Raw genomic sequence first — 18,705 nt, 5'->3', positions numbered from 1 at the left:
AATAATTTGTTATTATTTATATTTTTATAAAAAACATACTAAGTACTTTACTATTTTGTTACTTTAGTGTATTATTATTTATTGGTATAAAATTACTTTTGACAACAAATAATTTTTATTATATAATATTATCAATTATATAATAAGGATGGTGTGTATGGATACTTTATCTAGTATTTTTAGAGAAAAAAAATTAAAACTTACTCCACAAAGAATTGCAGTATATAAATTTTTACAATCAACTAAAGAGCATCCATCTGCTGAGACAATATATACAGCGCTTCAACCAGAATATCCTACTATGAGCCTTGCAACTGTTTATAAGGCTTTAAAAACTCTAGTTGAAGTAAACCTTGTTCAAGAAATTAACGTTGGTGAGGGAAACTTTAGATATGATGGAAATGTTCTACCACATCCTCACATACAATGTCTTAGCTGTGGAAAAGTAGAAGATATAGACGGAATTTGTTTTTCTGATTTAAATGACAAAATTAAAAGTTATACTGAATATGATATAGTAGGAAATCAAGTATACTTTTACGGAATATGTAAAAATTGCAAAAATTAAATTTAACTTAATTAACTTTTTACACTTCAGATACTAAATTTAAAATCTGAAGTGTAATTTTTTTGAAACAAATGTGTTTTATGGAATAAAGTTAATTGTTTTTTACTTATAGGCATCATTTACAATCTCTTCCCACATTTTTGTACTTGGCTTGCCCGATAACAATTCATCTATTTTAGAGGACATTCCACTTTTTAGTTTTTCAGAAACATTTTCTAAAAAAATTATATTGTCTTCAGTACTTTCTTTTAGATGTTTAACCACAACAGATTTAACCCCAGATTTTATAGAACTATTTACCTTCTTGTTTCCAGTTACAAAACCTTCTCCCAAAAGCTTTTTCTGAAAATCGTCATTTATAATAAATTTTACGAAACTATTTATTTCTTCACTATTTTTACTGTTTACAGGTATGCAAATTATAGAATTACAAATTACAGGTACAACCATTTTTGAAGAATTGCTACCGGTAAAACTATCCATAATTTTTATATCTTTATTTTCATCTTTAAAATCTTTAACATAATATGATGAACTTATAATCAAAGGTAAATTCCCTTTTATAAATTTATTTATACTGCTTTCATTTCCAATTTCAAAAGTGTTTTTGTTTATATTATTTTGTTTTATAAAAGCTGCCATATCATCAAATGCCTGCTGAATTTCACCTAAAGACTTGTAAAACTCAGCTCCACTATCATACTTGCTTTCTAATTTTCTCATACTGACTTTGTTATTTATTATCATAGAAGCTAATCCATTGTTTATATCTAAATCTTCTGTTAAAATTACAGGAATTTTTATTGATTTTTCATTTAAACTTTTTAATGTGTTTTTTAATTCATCAATACTAGATGGAATTTTTAAATTTTCTTTTTTAAAATAACTTTCATTATAAAAAGTTTCTATTGTATATGGAATTAAACCAATCCCGTAATATTTATCATTAAACCTTCCATAAGAATTTAATATAGTATAATATTTATCATTAAGATTACTATCATCATAAAGATTTCCTATATCACTTAATAATCCTTTTCTACTTAACTTAATCATATTATTCCTAGAAGTAACTACTATATCAGCATTATTATTCTTACCTATATCTTCTTCTATTTTACCTCCCATAGCATTATTAATGCTAACTTTTACTTTAGGATTATCTTTTTTGTATCCTTCTATTGCCGATTTCAATATACTTGAACTCTCTTTATCTTTTAAATCCACATATATATTTAATTGTTTTTCTTTTTCTGAATCCTTTGCCTTATTACAAGCCACAATATTGATAACAAATAGCAATATTAAAAATAATGCTACACTTTTTTTCTTGCAAATCATAAAGTTTAGTTACCTCCTTTCTAGCTAAAAACTTAAACATTAAATTTTTCATATGCAAAGTACTTCTAATTTTATTTTGCACATAATAATTAAATATATAATAATTTCATATAATTAAATGGAGGTGAAACATATGAAATTTAGAGTGATATTTCTAAAAAAGAAATATATTTACTTTATAATACTTACATTGATAATTTTTATATTGATAGTTATACTACTTTTATCAAAGCATTATTCTCCAACTTTTAATACTGTTTCTGAAAGCAAAGTATTAAAAGCTGACTTTGATGGTGATGGAAAAAAGGACATACTCTCAGTAAAAAGATTTAATGATAAGTATTCTATTGATATTAAAATTAAAGATAAAAATTATCCTATTACTCCATATAAAAACTCTTCTGCTTTATTCAATTATTCATCTTACTGGCCTATGAGAGTAACTCTTATGGATGTATCAAGGGATAAAGTTCCTGAAATATTTATTCAGGCTTCAAATAAAGACAACCCTATTCAATATGTTTTTATTTGGAACGGTAATAAATTTGACAATGTACTTTCAAATTCCAATAATATTTTAGGATTTATTGATTGCAAAAATAATAAAACTCCAAAGGTAATATCAGGTAAGTTTCAAGGCAACACTGTTACTCTTTCAAATTATATATTTTTAAATTATAAATTTAAAAATTATAATTACGATAACAATACTACTTTTATGGGAACAGACACAATAGCTACTTTTATTCAATTTATACAGAGTCTTCCTCAAGAAGAATCTTATAAGCCTAAAGATATATTTACCCCCAACTTATCTGATAAAAATTTGCCACTTATAAAACAGCTATCTTCAGATAATAGTACTTATGTATTTCAAGATGCTATATTTAAAGAAAACAAGTGTAATGAGGATGGAGAAGTTTCTGAAGTATATTGGACTTTAAATTTCAGAGGTGTATCAAATTCAGATAAAAAAACAGTAAAGAATTATACTATCAACCTTTTATTAACTCCTAGTGAGGTCAATAAAGGAAATTATTACTTTAAAATTTCTTATTTATTTTAAAAAACAAAAGGGACCGTTTTACGGTCCCAAGGGGGATGGGGGGTTATAGTATCAAACAAACTCAAATATAATTTGCTTGACACTTTAGGAGATTATATCTCCTAATTACATTTATTATAATATCCTAATTTGAAAAATTTTATTCACTTTTTGATAAAGTTTTTAGTATTTTTTATACATATCTTCTATTTCTTTTTTTATTTCTTCTCTCAATTTTACAGGTTCAATAACTTCTGCATTTTTACCAAATCCCAATATCCAATTTTTCACTTCTTGAAATTCATCCAAATACATAATTAGCAATAATGATCCATCATCTAATTTTTGTAATTGCTCATCAGGATGCCATTTCCCATTTTCTATAAAGTCTGAAATATTTTTATCAAACCTTATTATAACTTTATTTTTATCTCCTTTAAAAACAGCCCAATTTTCTTCTAGATATGTTTTCAAAGAAAATGTGTGAGGTATCATATATATTTCATCTGTTATCTTTAAATTCTGTATTCTTGATATTTTAAAGCTTTCAACTCGATCACTCTTATAATAGTAACCTATTATATACCATGCACCTTCTCTAAAAATCAAGTTATATGGATCTACTTTTTTTATAGTCAAATTATTTTTATTTGCAGAAAAATAGTTTATGCTTAAAGTTCTTCCTCTACTCATAGCATAATTTATTTGAGATATCTTATCTTGTAAGTTTTGTAATCCACCAGCTTCATTAATTTTAAAATTTCCATTTTCATTTAAATACTTTAGTTCATCATTAGAATTCACACACAAACTCTTTATTTTTGTTACAGCTGTTTGTAAGTCTTTCTCATATGTAAAGCCATTTTCTTTTGTAAGTATTTGCGTAGACATGAGCAAAGATTGTAATTCTTCTTTGTTAAGCTTTGACGGTTTCATATAAAATTCTTGATCTATATAAAATCCTCCATACCTACCTTTTTTAGTATGCACTGGTATGTTAGCCTTATTTAAACTATTAATATATCTATATATAGTTTTTTTATCAACTTCTAAAGTTTCTGCTAATTCCGTTGCTGTAGTAAGTCCTTTGTATTGTAATGTAATTATCATTTCTATTAAATGAGAAATTTTAGACATACTTTTTTACCCCCAGTATAATTTTATCCTAATCTTTAATTATATCGGCATTTTTAGCAATTTTTTTAGCATTTTCATATAAAATATTAAAATAAATTTTTATCCGATCGCTACCATTGCTAATACCCCCATCTTCTTCAAGTTGGGGATAAGCACTGCTACGCGCCTGGATAAGTTCTTCTAAGACTCAGATGGAGAGAGGTATTCCTCACAAGCAAACTCCACCTGAGTCTAAGAATCACTTGATGTTTTTAAATTACTGACTAAACTGAAAGATATAAAAAATAGACATATATAGCTTGAAAACTATACATGCCCATTTTCACATGTTAACTTTAGATAATTTGGTTATTAACAGTACCATAGTAGTTATAAAATTAAATGTAAAATGATTGAATACAGAGTACCAATATCCCTTCTTTTCTATTAAATAGCAATTGTACATTCCTATCCAAATCAATAAAGGAAAAGCTCTCAAATTAAAATGAATAAAACCAAAAATTGTACTACTCAATAAAGCTGCTAAATAAATGCCTATCCTAGGTGTAAATATTTTTTCAAATATCAACCATCTAAAAATAAATTCTTCAAGTATTGGTGCAAAAATTATAACTATTGGAATTATTATCAGGAATCTATTTAATGGCATGTTAGACATCCAAGTAACTACTTCTTGTTCTTTAACTTGAACATTAAATATAGAAACAATCATAGTTTCTATATTAGCAATTATAATTATTACAACATAAGAAAAAGCTGTCAATTTTATAGCTGAAATAAGATTGAATTCTTTCAAACTAAATCCAAATCTCTTAAAATCATCACTTAATCTTTCACTTAAAGTATGTTTTAAATTTTCATTTGATAAACATAAGCTATATACTCTATTAGCTTTTTTTAAATATCTAATATTAATAACTGTAAAAATAAATGGAAAGATATTATTCGTAAATAAAGATGCTATCAAATACACTAAAGCTATTATAGTTAATAATATCTTACTTATATTTCTTTCTCGAGAAAATCTTATAAAAATTACAATTGGAGGAACATAAACAAATAGAAATACAAGCAGGTCTTTAATAAGATCATATTTTACCATTATATATTCTCCTTATTCCGTATCCTCAACTCTTATAGCAGCTATCTATTTATACACTGCTCAATTGCATCCAAAAGTTCTTCTTTACCCAATTTCTTTAACGAAGAAAAGGTGAACACTTCTTCTTCATTACTTAATTCAAATGTTTCTCTAATAACTTTCAAATTCTTTCTCAATTCAGCTTTTTTCAATTTATCAATTTTAGTTGCCACTATAATGGCATCATAATTATAATGCTTTATCCATTTATACATAATTATGTCGTCCTCAGTTGGTTTATGCCTGCAATCAACAAGTAGTATAACTTTTTTTAATTGTTCTCTTCCCGTTAAATATCTTTCAATTACTTTTCCCCAATTTTCCTTTTCTGACTTTGAAACCTTTGCATATCCATATCCAGGTAAATCAACAAAATAAAATTCATTATTTATAATAAAAAAGTTTACTAACCTAGTTTTTCCAGGAGTACCACTTACTTTAACGAGCTTTCTCCTATTAACTAAAGTATTTATTAAAGATGATTTTCCTACATTAGATCTTCCTACAAAAGCTATTTCGACTCTATTATCTTGCGGATATTGATTCGGTACAACTGCTGAAATTACAAATTCCGATTGTTTTATTTCCATAAATTTATTTTCACCTACTCATTTTTAACTAAGGCATTTTCTAAAACAATATCTATTTTATCTGCCAATATATAATTTATCTTACTTTTAACGACTTTTGGTATTTTTATTAAATCTTTTTCATTATCCTTTGGTATTATTACTGTAGTAATACCAGCTCTATATGCAGCTAAACTTTTTTCCTTAAGTCCACCTATTGGAAGGACCCTACCTGTTAAGGTTATTTCACCAGTCATAGCTACATTATGCTTAACCTTTATGCCACTTAATGCAGATATAATTGCAGTTATCATTGTAACACCTGCTGATGGACCATCTTTAGGTACAGCACCTTCTGGAACGTGTATATGTAAATCCTTCTCTTTATAGAAATTACCTTCTATTCCATATTTATGAGCATTAGCTCTAACATAACTATAACCAGCTTTAGCAGATTCCTTCATGACATCACCTAATTGACCCGTTAGTTCTAACTTTCCTGTTCCAGGCATAACACTTACTTCTATTGGTAAAGTATCTCCACCATATCCTGTCCATGCCATTCCCATTACTACTCCAACCTTATCTTCTTCATCAGCTTTATCATAAGTGAATATTTCAGGTCCAAGATAAGTCTTTACTTTAGTTGAATTGAGTATTATTCTCTTTTTATCTTTTTCCATAATTTCTGCTATGGCTTTTCTTATTACAGAAGATATTTTTCTTTCTAAGCTTCTAACTCCTGATTCCCTTGTATAACTATCTATTATAAGTTGTATAGCTGAATCAGATATTTTCACCTTATCATCATCTATTTCATGTGATTTTAACTCTTTATCTACTAAATGTTCTTTTGCTATATGAAACTTTTCTTCACTGGTATATCCTGAAACCTCTATTATTTCCATTCTATCTAATAATGGTCTAGGTATATTTTCCAAGCTATTAGCTGTAGTTATAAACAATACATTTGATAAATCAAATTCCAATTCAAGATAATGATCTCTAAATGTATTATTTTGTTCACTATCTAATACTTCTAAAAGTGCATCTGCTGGATCACCTTTAAAATCATTGCTCATCTTGTCTATTTCATCCAATAAAAACAAAGGATTTTTTGACTTAGCCTGCTTCATTCCATATATTATTCTTCCTGGAATAGCTCCTACATAAGTTTTCCTATGTCCTCTTATTTCAGCTTCATCCCTAACGCCACCTAATGACATTCTAACAAAATTTCTGTTTAAAGCATGAGCTATAGATTTACCTATAGAAGTCTTTCCTACTCCTGGAGGTCCAACAAGACAAAGTATTGGTCCTTTTAATGAATTACTCATCTTTTTAACAGCTAAATATTCAATTATTCTATCCTTTACGTCCTCAAGTCCATAATGTTCTTTTTCCAATACCTCTCTAGCTGATTTTATATCTAAGTTATCTTCTGTTTGTTTATTCCAAGGAAGATCTAATATCCAGTCAAGATATGTTCTTATTACTCCACTTTCTGCCGAATACCCTCCATTATTCTTTAATCTTTCTAATTCATATAAAGCTTTTTCTTTAACATTTTTAGGAAGCTTAGCTTTACTTATTTTATTCTTATATTTAGCTAATTCTTTCTTGTCTTCGTCTTCTTCTCCAAGTTCTTCTTGTATAGCTTTTAGTTGTTCTTTTAGATAATATTCCTTCTGTACTTTATCAATTTTATTCTTTACTTTTACACCTATTTTTCTCTCTATCTTTAATATGTCAACTTCATTAATCAATATATCTAAAAGTTTTTGAAGCCTTTCTTCTACTTCATAAGTGTTTAAAAGTTCCTGCTTTTTTTCTTGCTTAAGCATAAGATAGGAACTTATAACATCTGCAAGCCTTCCTGGATTATTCAACTCCTCAAGTGTAACTATCGTATCTATTGGTATACTTCCCGATAACTTTATGTACTCATCAAAATTTTTCCTAATAGAACGAACTAACGCTTCACATTTATTATTGTTAATACCATCTTCATCCACTAAGCTTTCAACTTCAACTTTTAAAAATGGTTCTTTTTCAATATATCTTGATAGCTTTCCTCTACTTTCTCCTTCTACTAATACTCTTATAGTATCACCTGGTAGCTTAAGAATCTGCTTTATATTACAAATAGTCCCCATTACAAATATATCTTCTTCTTCAGGTTCTTCAATCTTGGCCTCTTTTTGAGCTGCTAAAAATACTTTTTGTTCATTAAGCATTGCTTCTTCAATCGCACCTATAGACTTTTCTCTGCCAACATCAAAATGTAAAACCATATACGGAAACACAGTAATGCCTCTTAACGGAATCAGAGGAAGAACTTCTAAATTTTTCTCCATTATTTCTCCCCTCACTTTTTTAATTTATTTCAACTTAATAATAATTTAATATATAATTAGACTAATATATTATACCCATAAAATAGTTTTTTTTCAATTACTCTATTCAAGTTGTTATGTTTTTTAGATTATAAACAAGTAGCTTATCATTTTTAAATTAAAAATCATATAAAAAAGTATTTTAACACAAAAATAAATTTAGTATTAAAATACTTTTTTTGATTTTAAGCTTTTATAGATTCTGCTGCTAATACATCAACGTTAGTATTTATGCATTTAGATTTATCTTTCACCTTTTCTTTTTCCAACGCTATTTTTATAACTTCTTTTATATTTTTAACTGTTATAACCTCTACTCCATCTAACTTAGAAAAACTTTGCTGCCAATTTTCATCCGGTATTATAACAACTTTAGCACCTGCTTTTTTTGCTGCCTGAACCTTAGCATTTACTCCACCAACAGCTCTTACATCTCCATGTATAGACAATTCTCCTGTCATTGCAACTTCATTACTTACTGGGACATTGCTTATAGCACTGTATACTGCTGTAGCAATGCTTATGCCTGCAGAAGGTCCATCTACTGGTGCTCCTCCTGAAAAATTTATATGTATATCATATTCGTCACAATTTAACCCAAAGGTTCTCTCAATAACAGTAATAACATTTTCTACAGAACATCTAGCTGTACTAGTTCTTATCATTTTTCTATTTTGATTACTTATTTCCTCTTCTTCTACAATACCTGTTATTTTCAATACTCCTTTTCTAGTATTGGATTTTTGGGCCGTGGCCTCTATTTCCATTACAGCTCCAATGTTTGATCCATAAACAGCTAAACCATTAACATACCCCACAGCAGGCCTATCGTTTATTGTTTTTTCAAATCTTGGTGAATATTGTCCATTTTCAATTACCCATTCAACATCTTCTATTGTAATATCATTTCTATCCTCATTTAAAGCTATGCCTGAAGCTAATTGAATTAAGTTTACAGCATCTCTACCATTTTCACAATACTTACCTACCATACTACAAGCTTTATCATCTATGTTAAAACCTATTTTATTTACAGCATTAAGAGCTATTGTTCTTATTTCTTCTGGGTTAAGTGCTCTAAAAAACACTTCAACACATCTAGATCTTAAAGCTGGAGTGATTTCCTCTGGATTCCTTGTTGTTGCTCCCACGAGCCTAAAATCAGCTGGAAGACCATTCTCAAAAATATCCCTAATATAGGTTGGCATATTTGTATCTGATGAGTTGTAATATGAACTATCTAAAAAGACTTTTCTATCTTCTAATACCTTTAAAAGCTTATTCATTTCTATATGATGAAGTTCACCTATTTCATCAATAAATAATATACCTCCATGAGCCTTTGTAACTGCCCCTGGCTTAGGCTGAGGTATACCAGCAACTCCTAAAGGTCCTGCTCCCTGATAGATTGGATCATGGACAGAACCTATAAGAGGATCAGCTATTCCTCTATCATCAAACCTTATAGTTGTAGCATCTATTTCAATAAACTTTGAAACTTCATTAAAAGGAGAATATACTTTTTTCTTAGCATATTTAAGCACTAATCTAGCCGCAGCTGTTTTACCAACTCCCGGAGGTCCATATATTATTACATGCTGTGGATTTGGACCACAAAGTGCTGCTTGAAGAGCCTTTATTCCCTTTTCCTGACCTATGATTTCATTAAAATTTGATGGTCTGCTCTTTTCTGTAAGAGGTTCTGTGAGTTTTATATTCCTAAGCTTTTTTAAATTCTCCATTTCTTTTTTACTTTCTTTATCAATAACTATCCTGTTTGATTTTTGACCTTTAAGTGCATTAAAAAAATAAAGTCCCATAATTATAGTAAATACCATTTCAATAATCATTAAAGTGTACATCATCGTTTAAAACCTCTCTCCAATAGTTTTATTTCATGACTATAGGTTATAATATTATTATTTTTCATGGATACTGTCATTTTCATATTATGCACACTTTTCATTTTGTATATTCTATAAAAATCTTATATTATAAAATTTTTACTAAATTGTTATATGAACTTTATTTTAAAATAAAAAAGAGTACTGAATAAAAACAGTACTCTTTTATCATCATATTATGCGCTTTCCGAGCCTTTTCTTGTTCTAGACTTTTTTACTTTTATAGGAGTTCTTTTATCTCCTTCTGCATTAATAAGCTCTGGCTTCTTTGTTTCTATAGTATCTTTGTTTATAACTACTTTAGCAATTTCTTCTTTTGAAGGAATTTCAAACATTATATCCTTCATTGTTTCCTCAATTATAGCTCTTAACCCTCTAGCACCTGTATTTCTTTTTACAGCTTCACTTGCTATAGCTTCCAAGGCTTCATCTTGAAAATCCAGTTCAACATTATCGATTTCGAAAAGCCTCTTATACTGCTTAACAAGTGCATTTTTAGGCTCTTTTAATATACTAATTAATGCATTCTTATCTAATGCATCAAGAGTCACTACTATAGGAAGTCTTCCTACAAATTCAGGAATAAGGCCAAATTTCAAAAGATCTCCTGGCATTATTTCTTGCAAAAGTTTTCCTATATCTTTTTCCTTTTTAGACTGTATTTCAGCTCCAAATCCTAGGGTGCTTACTCTAGTTCTACTTTCAATAATTTTGTCAACTCCATCAAATGCACCACCACAAATAAATAGTATATTAGTAGTATTTATTTGTATAAATTCTTGATGTGGATGCTTTCTTCCTCCTTGAGGTGGCACTGAAGCTACTGTACCTTCAAGTATTTTTAACAATGCTTGTTGTACTCCTTCTCCAGATACATCTCTTGTTATAGATGGATTCTCTGACTTTCTAGCTATCTTATCTATTTCGTCTATATATACAATTCCTCTTTCTGCTCTTTCTATGTCATAATCGGAATTTTGAATAAGCTTTAGAAGTATATTTTCAACATCCTCACCTACATAACCAGCTTCAGTCAAAGTTGTAGCATCTGCAATTGCAAATGGAACATTTAAAAACTTAGCTAATGTTTGTGCTAAAAGGGTTTTTCCAGAACCTGTAGGTCCTAGTAATAGAATATTACTTTTTTGTAATTCTACATCATCATTGTTGGCATTTGAATTTATTCTCTTATAATGATTATAAACTGCTACTGCCAAAGACTTTTTTGCTTCATTTTGACCTATTACATATTGATCAAGATAGTTTTTTATTTCTATTGGTTTTGGAAGAGATGTCATATCTACTTGAGCATCTTCTTCAAAATCATCAGTTATTATTTCAGAACAAAGTTCTATACATTCATCACAAATGTATACGCCTGGCCCCGCTATTAATCTTCTAACTTGATCTTGAGTTTTACCACAAAAAGAACATTTTAATTGCTTTTTATCATCAATTTTGGCCATCTCTACACCTCTCTATAAGGTTATTTCTTCTTTACCATAATTTCGTCTATAAGTCCATATTCTTTAGCTTCTGCTGCTGACATAAAGTTATCTCTCTCTGTATCCTTTTCAATAATCTCTAATGGTTGACCTGTTCTTTCACTAAATATAGTATTCAGCTTTTTCTTTATTTTTAGTATTCTTTCAGCATGAATGCCTATATCTGTTGCTTGACCTTGGAATCCTCCTAATGGTTGATGTATCATAATTTCGGCATTTGGAAGTGCAACCCTTTTTCCTTTTGCACCTGCATTTAGTAAAAAGGCTCCCATTGAAGCAGCCATTCCTATGCATATTGTAGATACATCTGGTTTTATATATTGCATTGTATCATAAATTGCCATTCCAGCTGTTATAGAACCTCCGGGGCTATTTATGTATAAATATATATCCTTATCAGGATCTTCAGCCTCTAAGAAAAGTAATTGTGCAACCACAAGACTAGCAGTTACATCATTAACTTCTTCAGTTAACATTACTACTCTGTCTTTCAGCAGTCTAGAATAGATATCATAAGATCTCTCTCCTCTATTAGTTTGTTCAACAACTACTGGTACTAAACTCATAATTCTCTCCTCCTTTTAAATCATATGAATGATTTTAACCCATTTAAAATTTATAAGTTTAAAATTAATTGCCAGAAAAATTCCTGGCAATTAATCCTTTTAACATACTATGCTATTTCTTTACTATTGTCTACTAACATCTTTATAACTTTTTCATTAATTACACCAAGTTCTAAATAACTTTTCTGTGAATCTAGGATTAATTTTGATGTCTTTTCGATGTCTTTTCCGCCATATTGTTTTGCCATTTCTGCTGCTTTAGCTAAAAGTTCTTCTTCTGTTGCTTCAATTTTTTCCACTTTTGATATTTCTTCAACAGTTAAATCAGTCTTTACTCTCTTCTCTGCAGTTTCTTTCATATATTCTCTAACTTTTTCTTCTGTATTGTTGGTATATTGATAATATGTTTGAAGGTCTAATCCTTGATATTTTAATCTCATTTCTAGATCTTTTAGCATATTGTCAATTTCTTTATCTATCATAGCTTTAGGAATATCTATTGTTACATTTTCACAAACCGCATCAATAACTGCTTCTTCATATTCTCTCTTACTTCTTAATTCATTTGCTTCTTCCATCTTTTTCTTTAAATCTGCTTTTAATTCATCTAATGTATCAAATTCTGAAACTTCTTTAGCAAATTCATCATCTAAAGCTGGTAGCTCTTTTAATTTTATATCTTTAACAGTAACTTTAAAAGTTGCTTCCTTGCCATTTAGTTCTTCTTTACCATATTCTGCTGGGAATGTTACTACAACATCCTTTGAATCTCCTTTGTTTAAACCTACTAACTGGTCTTCAAAGTTATCTATAAATGTGCCTGAACCAATTTCTAGTTCATAATCTTTTCCTTCTCCGCCTTCAAAAGCTTTATCATCAACAAAACCTTTAAAGTCTACAATTGCTATGTTTCCTTTTTCAATTGAACCTTCTTCTTTTGTTTCAACTCTTGCATTTTTTTGTTGCATTGCTTTTAATTCATTATCAATTTCTTCATCTTTTATTTCATATACATTTTTCTTAACTTCTAATCCCTTGTAGTCTCCAAGTTTTACCTCTGGAACAACAGTTACTTTCGCTGTATATATGAAATCTTTTCCTTCTTCGATTTGAACTATGTCTATTTGTGGATAATCAACTGGCTTTACATCATTTTCTTGCAAAGCTTTTGGATATGTATCATCACAACAGAAATTTATTGCATCTTCATAAAATACATTATTTCCATAATATTTTTCTATTATATTCTTTGGAGCCTTACCTTTTCTAAATCCTGGTATATTAAACTTTTTAGCATTTTTATTAAATGCCTTTTTCATTGCTCCCTTAAATTCTTGTGAATCAACTGTTATTTCTAATTTTACAACATTATTTTCTATTTTTTCTACTTTAGCATTCATTATACTATTCCTCCTACTCACCATACGTGCTTATGTTAACCACAACATTATAACATATATTTAAAAGTATTAACATACATTGAATTAATGTTATGAGTTATTTAAGTTTTAGATTAAATTTCTGTATTATAATTATATACCAAAAAATATAAATTTTACAATTAATTTTTAATTTATATTTCATTAGTCAAAAATTGCTTTGAAGCTCTAATTTCATCATAATTAGAATAGTTATTACTATATACTTCAATAATTCCTATTTCATTATAACCTATTTCCTTTAATTTACAAGATATTTTTTTAAAATTCACATCACCTTTTCCTGGCAATAAACAAACATTGTTATCATCTCTATCATTTATATGAAAATTGACCATAGAACTCCCCATTATGTCCATGTACTTTTCTGGAAGCGTATGTGCTTTATATGCCTGCTTTATGTCTAACGTAAAATATACTGGATATTTTATATTTTCCTTTATCATATTTAAAAATCTTAAATCTGAAGACATACACCAAGATACATTTTCTTGAGCAAGCTTTATGCCTTCTTCCATAGCTAAATATGTTAATTTATTATATATTTCTAATGTAAATTTATAGTTTAAATCATTTATATTCTTGTATCGCATCCCATGAAAAGTATAACACTTAGCACCTAAAATCTTAGCTGCTTTACATATCTTTTTAAAATATAAAAACATGTCATCTCTTCTTCTCTTATAATCATCAAAAAGATAAGGTTCAAAAGCTGAAGATAAACAATGAACTGAATGAATTTTAAAATTATACTTAAGCTTTTCTTCCAAAACTTTTTCTGCAAAATCCTCTTCATATTCGCTAGGACTATTTAAAAATATTTCTCCACTTTTAAATCCTAAATTACTCATGAAACTTATACTGTTTTCAGTATCAATATTAGGATAAAAACTAGCTGACGATATACCTATTTCCATTATGTCCTCCAAACTTACTCACTAACATTTCCATCTGACGTTAAAAATAAAGTTTTACCACTTGAAATTACTGTTAATCCTCTATCTGTTAATTTATCAAATTTTACATCTTCACTTTCTGGAACATTTTGAACTAACATTTGATTTTTATTTGAAATAGTCTCAATCCAAACATACTTTGTAGTCTTTCCCAACCATGGAAGCTGGCTTATATATGCAATATTATTTTCATCTATAAACCTTGGTGAAGAACACCATATATAATTAGGTTGCGCTGAAAGTTGTGCATTCCTTGCTATTACTGTTCCATCACTTGCAGTATATTGCATATTGCTTACATCTTGCTTATTCCCATTTATATCTATAAGTATAATACCTTGAACTTTATCATCATAAACTATCATATTCTTTCCTGATGGACTTATACTATAAACTACGTTACCTTCCGTTGGCGATACCCCTTTAAAAACTTTATCTCCATTTTTAGTTTCATATATTGCATTTATACTTTTTCCATTACTTAAACTAATTGCATAACCTGCTGGTTTTTCTGTTTTTTGTTCCTTTTTAGGAGTTATTTCTGGTTGTTTTTTTGTTTCTTTAGTATTATCTGTAGTAACATTCTTAGCCTGATTTGTGTTCTTATTCATATCCTTAAATATTCCTTTGGCATATATTACTGTAAATATAACTAAAACAACACCTATAACAACAGCGAAGGTGATTGTTTTCCTTCTTCTTCTCATTTTCTTTTCATAGTCCTTACTAAATATACTTGGTTTTGCCACCTTCAATTCCTCCTACATAAAATATTAAAAATTATACTATTGTTCTTTTATTATACCATAATAACTCATTATTTATTATATCCCAAAAGGATAAATAATAATAATTTTTTGTTACTATTTTAAATACATCATTTGTAAGACTCAAATTAGTTTAAATAAAAAAATCTTATGAAAACAATTCCCATAAGATTTTTTAATACTAATTTAAATATTCTAACATGCTCATATACTCTATTTTCTCATTACTATTTTTAAAATTTATAGCTGTTAAAAATATTTTTGCAGTATCTATACATGTAAATACTGGAACCCTATATTCTGCAGCTTTACGCCTTAACTTAAATCCTTCACTTTCAGGATTGTTTCCTCTGGTTGGTGTATTTATAAGCATTTTTATTTTTCCATCCACTATAAGTTCTGAAACCTTATCCACACCTATTATTATACAATCCATTTCATTTTCCTTTAAATAGTTACCAGTTCCTTCTGAAGCATAAAATTTAAATCCAAGTTTTTGATACTCTTTTATTATGCATATTCCTTCTTTTTTATCTACATCTTTTAGTGATACATAAATACTTCCTTCTGTAACTATATTTACACCAGAAGCGCTAAATCCTTTATATATAGCCTTATCTAAAGTATGATCTACTCCTAATACTTCTCCTGTAGATTTCATTTCTGGTCCCAAGTACATATCTGCATCAGCTAGCTTTTCTCCTGAAAAAACGGGTACTTTTACAGCAAATAAATCTTTATTCTTTAAAAGACCTGTACCATACTTAAACTCACTTAATTTTTTTCCTAACATAACTTCTACAGCTATTTTAACCATTGGTACACCAGTAACTTTGCTGAGTATAGGCACTGTTCTTGATGCTCTTGGATTAACTTCTATTACATAAACATTATTTCCATCAAATACATATTGTATATTGACAAGTCCTATTATATTCATATTCTTTGCTATCTTTTTCGTATATTCAATTAAAGCATTTATTGTTTGTTCTTTTAAAGTCATATAAGGATACACTGTTATACTATCTCCTGAATGAACTCCTGTTCTTTCTACATGCTCCATTATTCCTGGCATTAATATATCTTCTCCATCACATATAGCATCAACTTCTATTTCTGTTCCTTTAATATATCTATCTATAAGAATGTTATGATCTGTTGAAACCTGAACTGCCTCATTCATATATTTTGTAAGACCTTTTTTGTCATATACTACTTCCATCGCACGTCCTCCGATTACATAGGAAGGTCTTACTACCACTGGATATTGAAGTTCATCTACTGCTTTATAAGCTTCATCAATACTTGTAACTGCTGTTCCTGTTGGTGATGGAATATCAAGTTGTTGTAGAAACTTTCTAAACTTATCTCTATCTTCTGCAAGATCTATAGCTTCAAAAGAACTTCCTAATATCTTCACACCTTTTTCACAAAGTTTTTGTGCTAAATTTATAGATGTCTGTCCACCAAGCTGAACTATAACGCCTTCTACCTTTTCTCTATTTACAATATTCATCACATCATCAATATGAAGTGGTTCAAAATAAAGCTTATCTGCTATATCAAAATCAGTACTTACTGTTTCAGGGTTATTATTTATTATTATTGCTTTATGTCCAGTTTCTTTTATAGCCCATACACCATGTACACAGCAGTAATCAAATTCTATCCCTTGTCCTATTCTTATAGGACCTGAACCTATTACCAATACTTTTTTATCATCAGTTATTATATTTTCATCTTCATCCTCATAACAAGAATAGTAATAAGGTGTTTGTGCTTCAAACTCTCCGCTGCAGGTATCAACCATTTTGTACACTGGATATATATTGTTCTTAACTCTAAAATCATCTATTTCTTCTTTAGATGCTCCTGAAATTCTATATATTTCTTCTTCTATAAATCCCATTGCTTCTGCATCATATAAAAGGCTCGCATTCATTTTTTCTGTTTTTAATCTATTTTCCATAACTACAATATTATTTATACCATTTAAAAACCATTTATCTATTTTAGTTATATTATGCAATTCCTCTACAGTGACCCCTTTTCTTAAAGCCTCTGTTACAGCAAATATTCTTTGATCATCCTGCATTTTTATTTTTTCTATAAGTTCATCTACAGTCATTTCTTCCATCTTGTGTATCTTTAAAGTAGAGAACTTTCCATCTAAAGATGTTACAGCTTTTAATAATGAACTTTCAAAAGTTCTGCTTATTGCCATTACTTCCCCTGTAGCCTTCATTTGAGTACCTAACATTCTCTCTGCTCTACTAAATTTATCAAATGGCCACTTTGGTATTTTTGTTACCACATAATCTAAAGTTGGTTCAAAACAAGCACTTGAACTTCCAGTAACATAATTTTTCAATTCATCTAAACTGTAACCAATAGCTATTTTTGATGCTATTTTTGCTATAGGATATCCTGTGGCTTTTGAAGCCAAAGCACTAGAACGACTAACCCTAGGGTTAACTTCTATTACTACATAATTGCTGCTTTCTGTATCCAATGCAAATTGTATATTACATCCACCTTCTATTTTAAGACTTCTTATTATATCTATAGCTGCTTTTCTAAGCATATGATATTCCTTATCTCTTAAAGTTTGTGAAGGTGCTACTACTATACTGTCACCTGTGTGTATACCTACAGGATCTATATTTTCCATATTACATATAATGATACAATTATCTTTTCCATCCCTTATAACTTCATATTCAAGCTCTTTCCACCCTGCTACACTTTGCTCCAAAAGTATTTGACCTATAGGACTCATTTTTATTCCCAAATCGCATATTTCTAAGAGTTCATCCATATTTTCAGCTATTCCGCCCCCAGTTCCCCCAAGTGTATATGCAGGTCTTATTATTACTGGAAAACCATATTTATCCACAAAATCAACACATTCATCTACATTAGTAGCTATAATACTCATAGGTATAGGTTGATTAGTTTCTATCATTAGCTTTTTAAATTCTTCTCTATCCTCTGCCTTTTTTATAGCTTCACTATTTATTCCTAAAAGTTTTACTTTAAATTCATCTAGCACACCATATTTTTTCAATTCCATAGCAAGATTTAATGCAGTTTGACCTCCAAATCCTGCTAAAATTCCATCTGGTCTTTCTTTTTTTATTATTTCTTTTACACATTCTAAAGTTAAAGGTTCTATATAAACCTTATCCGCCATATTGCTATCTGTCATTATAGTGGCTGGATTACTGTTTATAAGAATTGTTTCTATCCCTTCTTCTTTTATAGCCTTACATGCTTGGGTTCCTGAATAATCAAATTCAGCTGCTTGACCTATTATTATTGGACCTGATCCTAATATTAAAACTTTTTTTAAACTTTTATCTAAAGCCATT

General features: G+C 28.8%; 14 protein-coding genes. 2 read left to right on the top strand and 12 right to left on the bottom strand.

All coding sequences use genetic code 11. The features are described 5' to 3' along the window. Positions 1-157: 157 nt before the first annotated feature. Complete coding sequence (perR, locus tag EG57_RS0219955; RefSeq protein WP_032078879.1) at positions 158-568, top strand: transcriptional regulator PerR; 411 nt, start codon at positions 158-160, stop codon at positions 566-568. Between the two features lie 102 nt (positions 569-670). On the opposite strand, the gene EG57_RS0219950 is transcribed toward perR, so the two are convergent. After that, the gene (locus EG57_RS0219950; protein ID WP_032078878.1) at positions 671-1,909 is read right to left on the bottom strand and encodes an ABC transporter substrate-binding protein; all 1,239 of its coding nucleotides are present in this window, start codon (positions 1,907-1,909) and stop codon (positions 671-673) included. 133 nt (positions 1,910-2,042) lie between these two features. Between EG57_RS0219950 and EG57_RS0219945 the strand changes: the two genes are divergently transcribed. Continuing rightward, positions 2,043-2,975, top strand: a complete 933-nt coding sequence (locus EG57_RS0219945) for a hypothetical protein (RefSeq protein WP_032078877.1) — start codon at positions 2,043-2,045, stop codon at positions 2,973-2,975. Positions 2,976-3,137: 162 nt separating this feature from the next. Here EG57_RS0219945 and EG57_RS0219940 read toward each other — a convergent pair whose 3' ends face one another. The 11 genes from EG57_RS0219940 to carB all read right to left on the bottom strand — a co-directional run bounded on the left by EG57_RS0219940 (position 3,138) and on the right by carB (position 18,704). After that, positions 3,138-4,091 (bottom strand): helix-turn-helix transcriptional regulator, encoded by a 954-nt coding sequence (locus EG57_RS0219940; RefSeq protein ID WP_032078876.1) that lies wholly within the window; start codon positions 4,089-4,091, stop codon positions 3,138-3,140. 322 nt (positions 4,092-4,413) lie between these two features. Next, positions 4,414-5,193 (bottom strand): CPBP family intramembrane glutamic endopeptidase, encoded by a 780-nt coding sequence (locus EG57_RS0219935; RefSeq protein WP_032078875.1) that lies wholly within the window; start codon positions 5,191-5,193, stop codon positions 4,414-4,416. Between the two features lie 41 nt (positions 5,194-5,234). Next, entirely contained in the window at positions 5,235-5,822 is a 588-nt protein-coding gene (gene yihA, locus EG57_RS0219930) for a ribosome biogenesis GTP-binding protein YihA/YsxC (RefSeq protein ID WP_032078874.1), read from the bottom strand. Positions 5,823-5,836: 14 nt separating this feature from the next. After that, entirely contained in the window at positions 5,837-8,158 is a 2,322-nt protein-coding gene (gene lon, locus EG57_RS0219925; RefSeq protein WP_032078873.1) for an endopeptidase La, read from the bottom strand. Positions 8,159-8,382: 224 nt separating this feature from the next. Then, positions 8,383-10,062, bottom strand: coding sequence for an ATP-dependent protease LonB (gene lonB, locus EG57_RS0219920; RefSeq protein WP_032078872.1), 1,680 nt, complete (start codon positions 10,060-10,062; stop codon positions 8,383-8,385). A gap of 215 nt (positions 10,063-10,277) precedes the next feature. After that, entirely contained in the window at positions 10,278-11,567 is a 1,290-nt protein-coding gene (gene clpX / locus EG57_RS0219915; RefSeq protein ID WP_032078871.1) for an ATP-dependent Clp protease ATP-binding subunit ClpX, read from the bottom strand. Positions 11,568-11,587: 20 nt separating this feature from the next. Then, positions 11,588-12,172: an ATP-dependent Clp endopeptidase proteolytic subunit ClpP gene (clpP, locus tag EG57_RS0219910; RefSeq protein ID WP_032078870.1), complete on the bottom strand. Its 585-nt coding sequence runs from the start codon at positions 12,170-12,172 to the stop codon at positions 11,588-11,590. A 107-nt stretch (positions 12,173-12,279) separates the two neighbouring features. Next, complete coding sequence (gene tig, locus EG57_RS0219905) at positions 12,280-13,572, bottom strand: trigger factor (protein WP_032078869.1); 1,293 nt, start codon at positions 13,570-13,572, stop codon at positions 12,280-12,282. Between the two features lie 173 nt (positions 13,573-13,745). Then, positions 13,746-14,528 (bottom strand): sugar phosphate isomerase/epimerase family protein, encoded by a 783-nt coding sequence (locus EG57_RS0219900; RefSeq protein WP_032078868.1) that lies wholly within the window; start codon positions 14,526-14,528, stop codon positions 13,746-13,748. A 14-nt stretch (positions 14,529-14,542) separates the two neighbouring features. Continuing rightward, on the bottom strand, positions 14,543-15,316 hold the full coding sequence (locus EG57_RS27090; RefSeq protein ID WP_032078867.1) for a hypothetical protein: 774 nt from the start codon (positions 15,314-15,316) through the stop codon (positions 14,543-14,545). A 199-nt stretch (positions 15,317-15,515) separates the two neighbouring features. Beyond that, entirely contained in the window at positions 15,516-18,704 is a 3,189-nt protein-coding gene (gene carB, locus EG57_RS0219890) for a carbamoyl-phosphate synthase (glutamine-hydrolyzing) large subunit (RefSeq protein ID WP_032078866.1), read from the bottom strand. Position 18,705 lies beyond the last annotated feature (1 nt).

This window comes from Clostridium drakei, from assembly GCF_000633595.2.
GTDB lineage: Bacteria > Bacillota > Clostridia > Clostridiales > Clostridiaceae > Clostridium_AM > Clostridium_AM drakei.
Note: the sequence above shows the minus strand (reverse complement) of the source record. Positions and strands in the feature narration are given on the sequence as shown.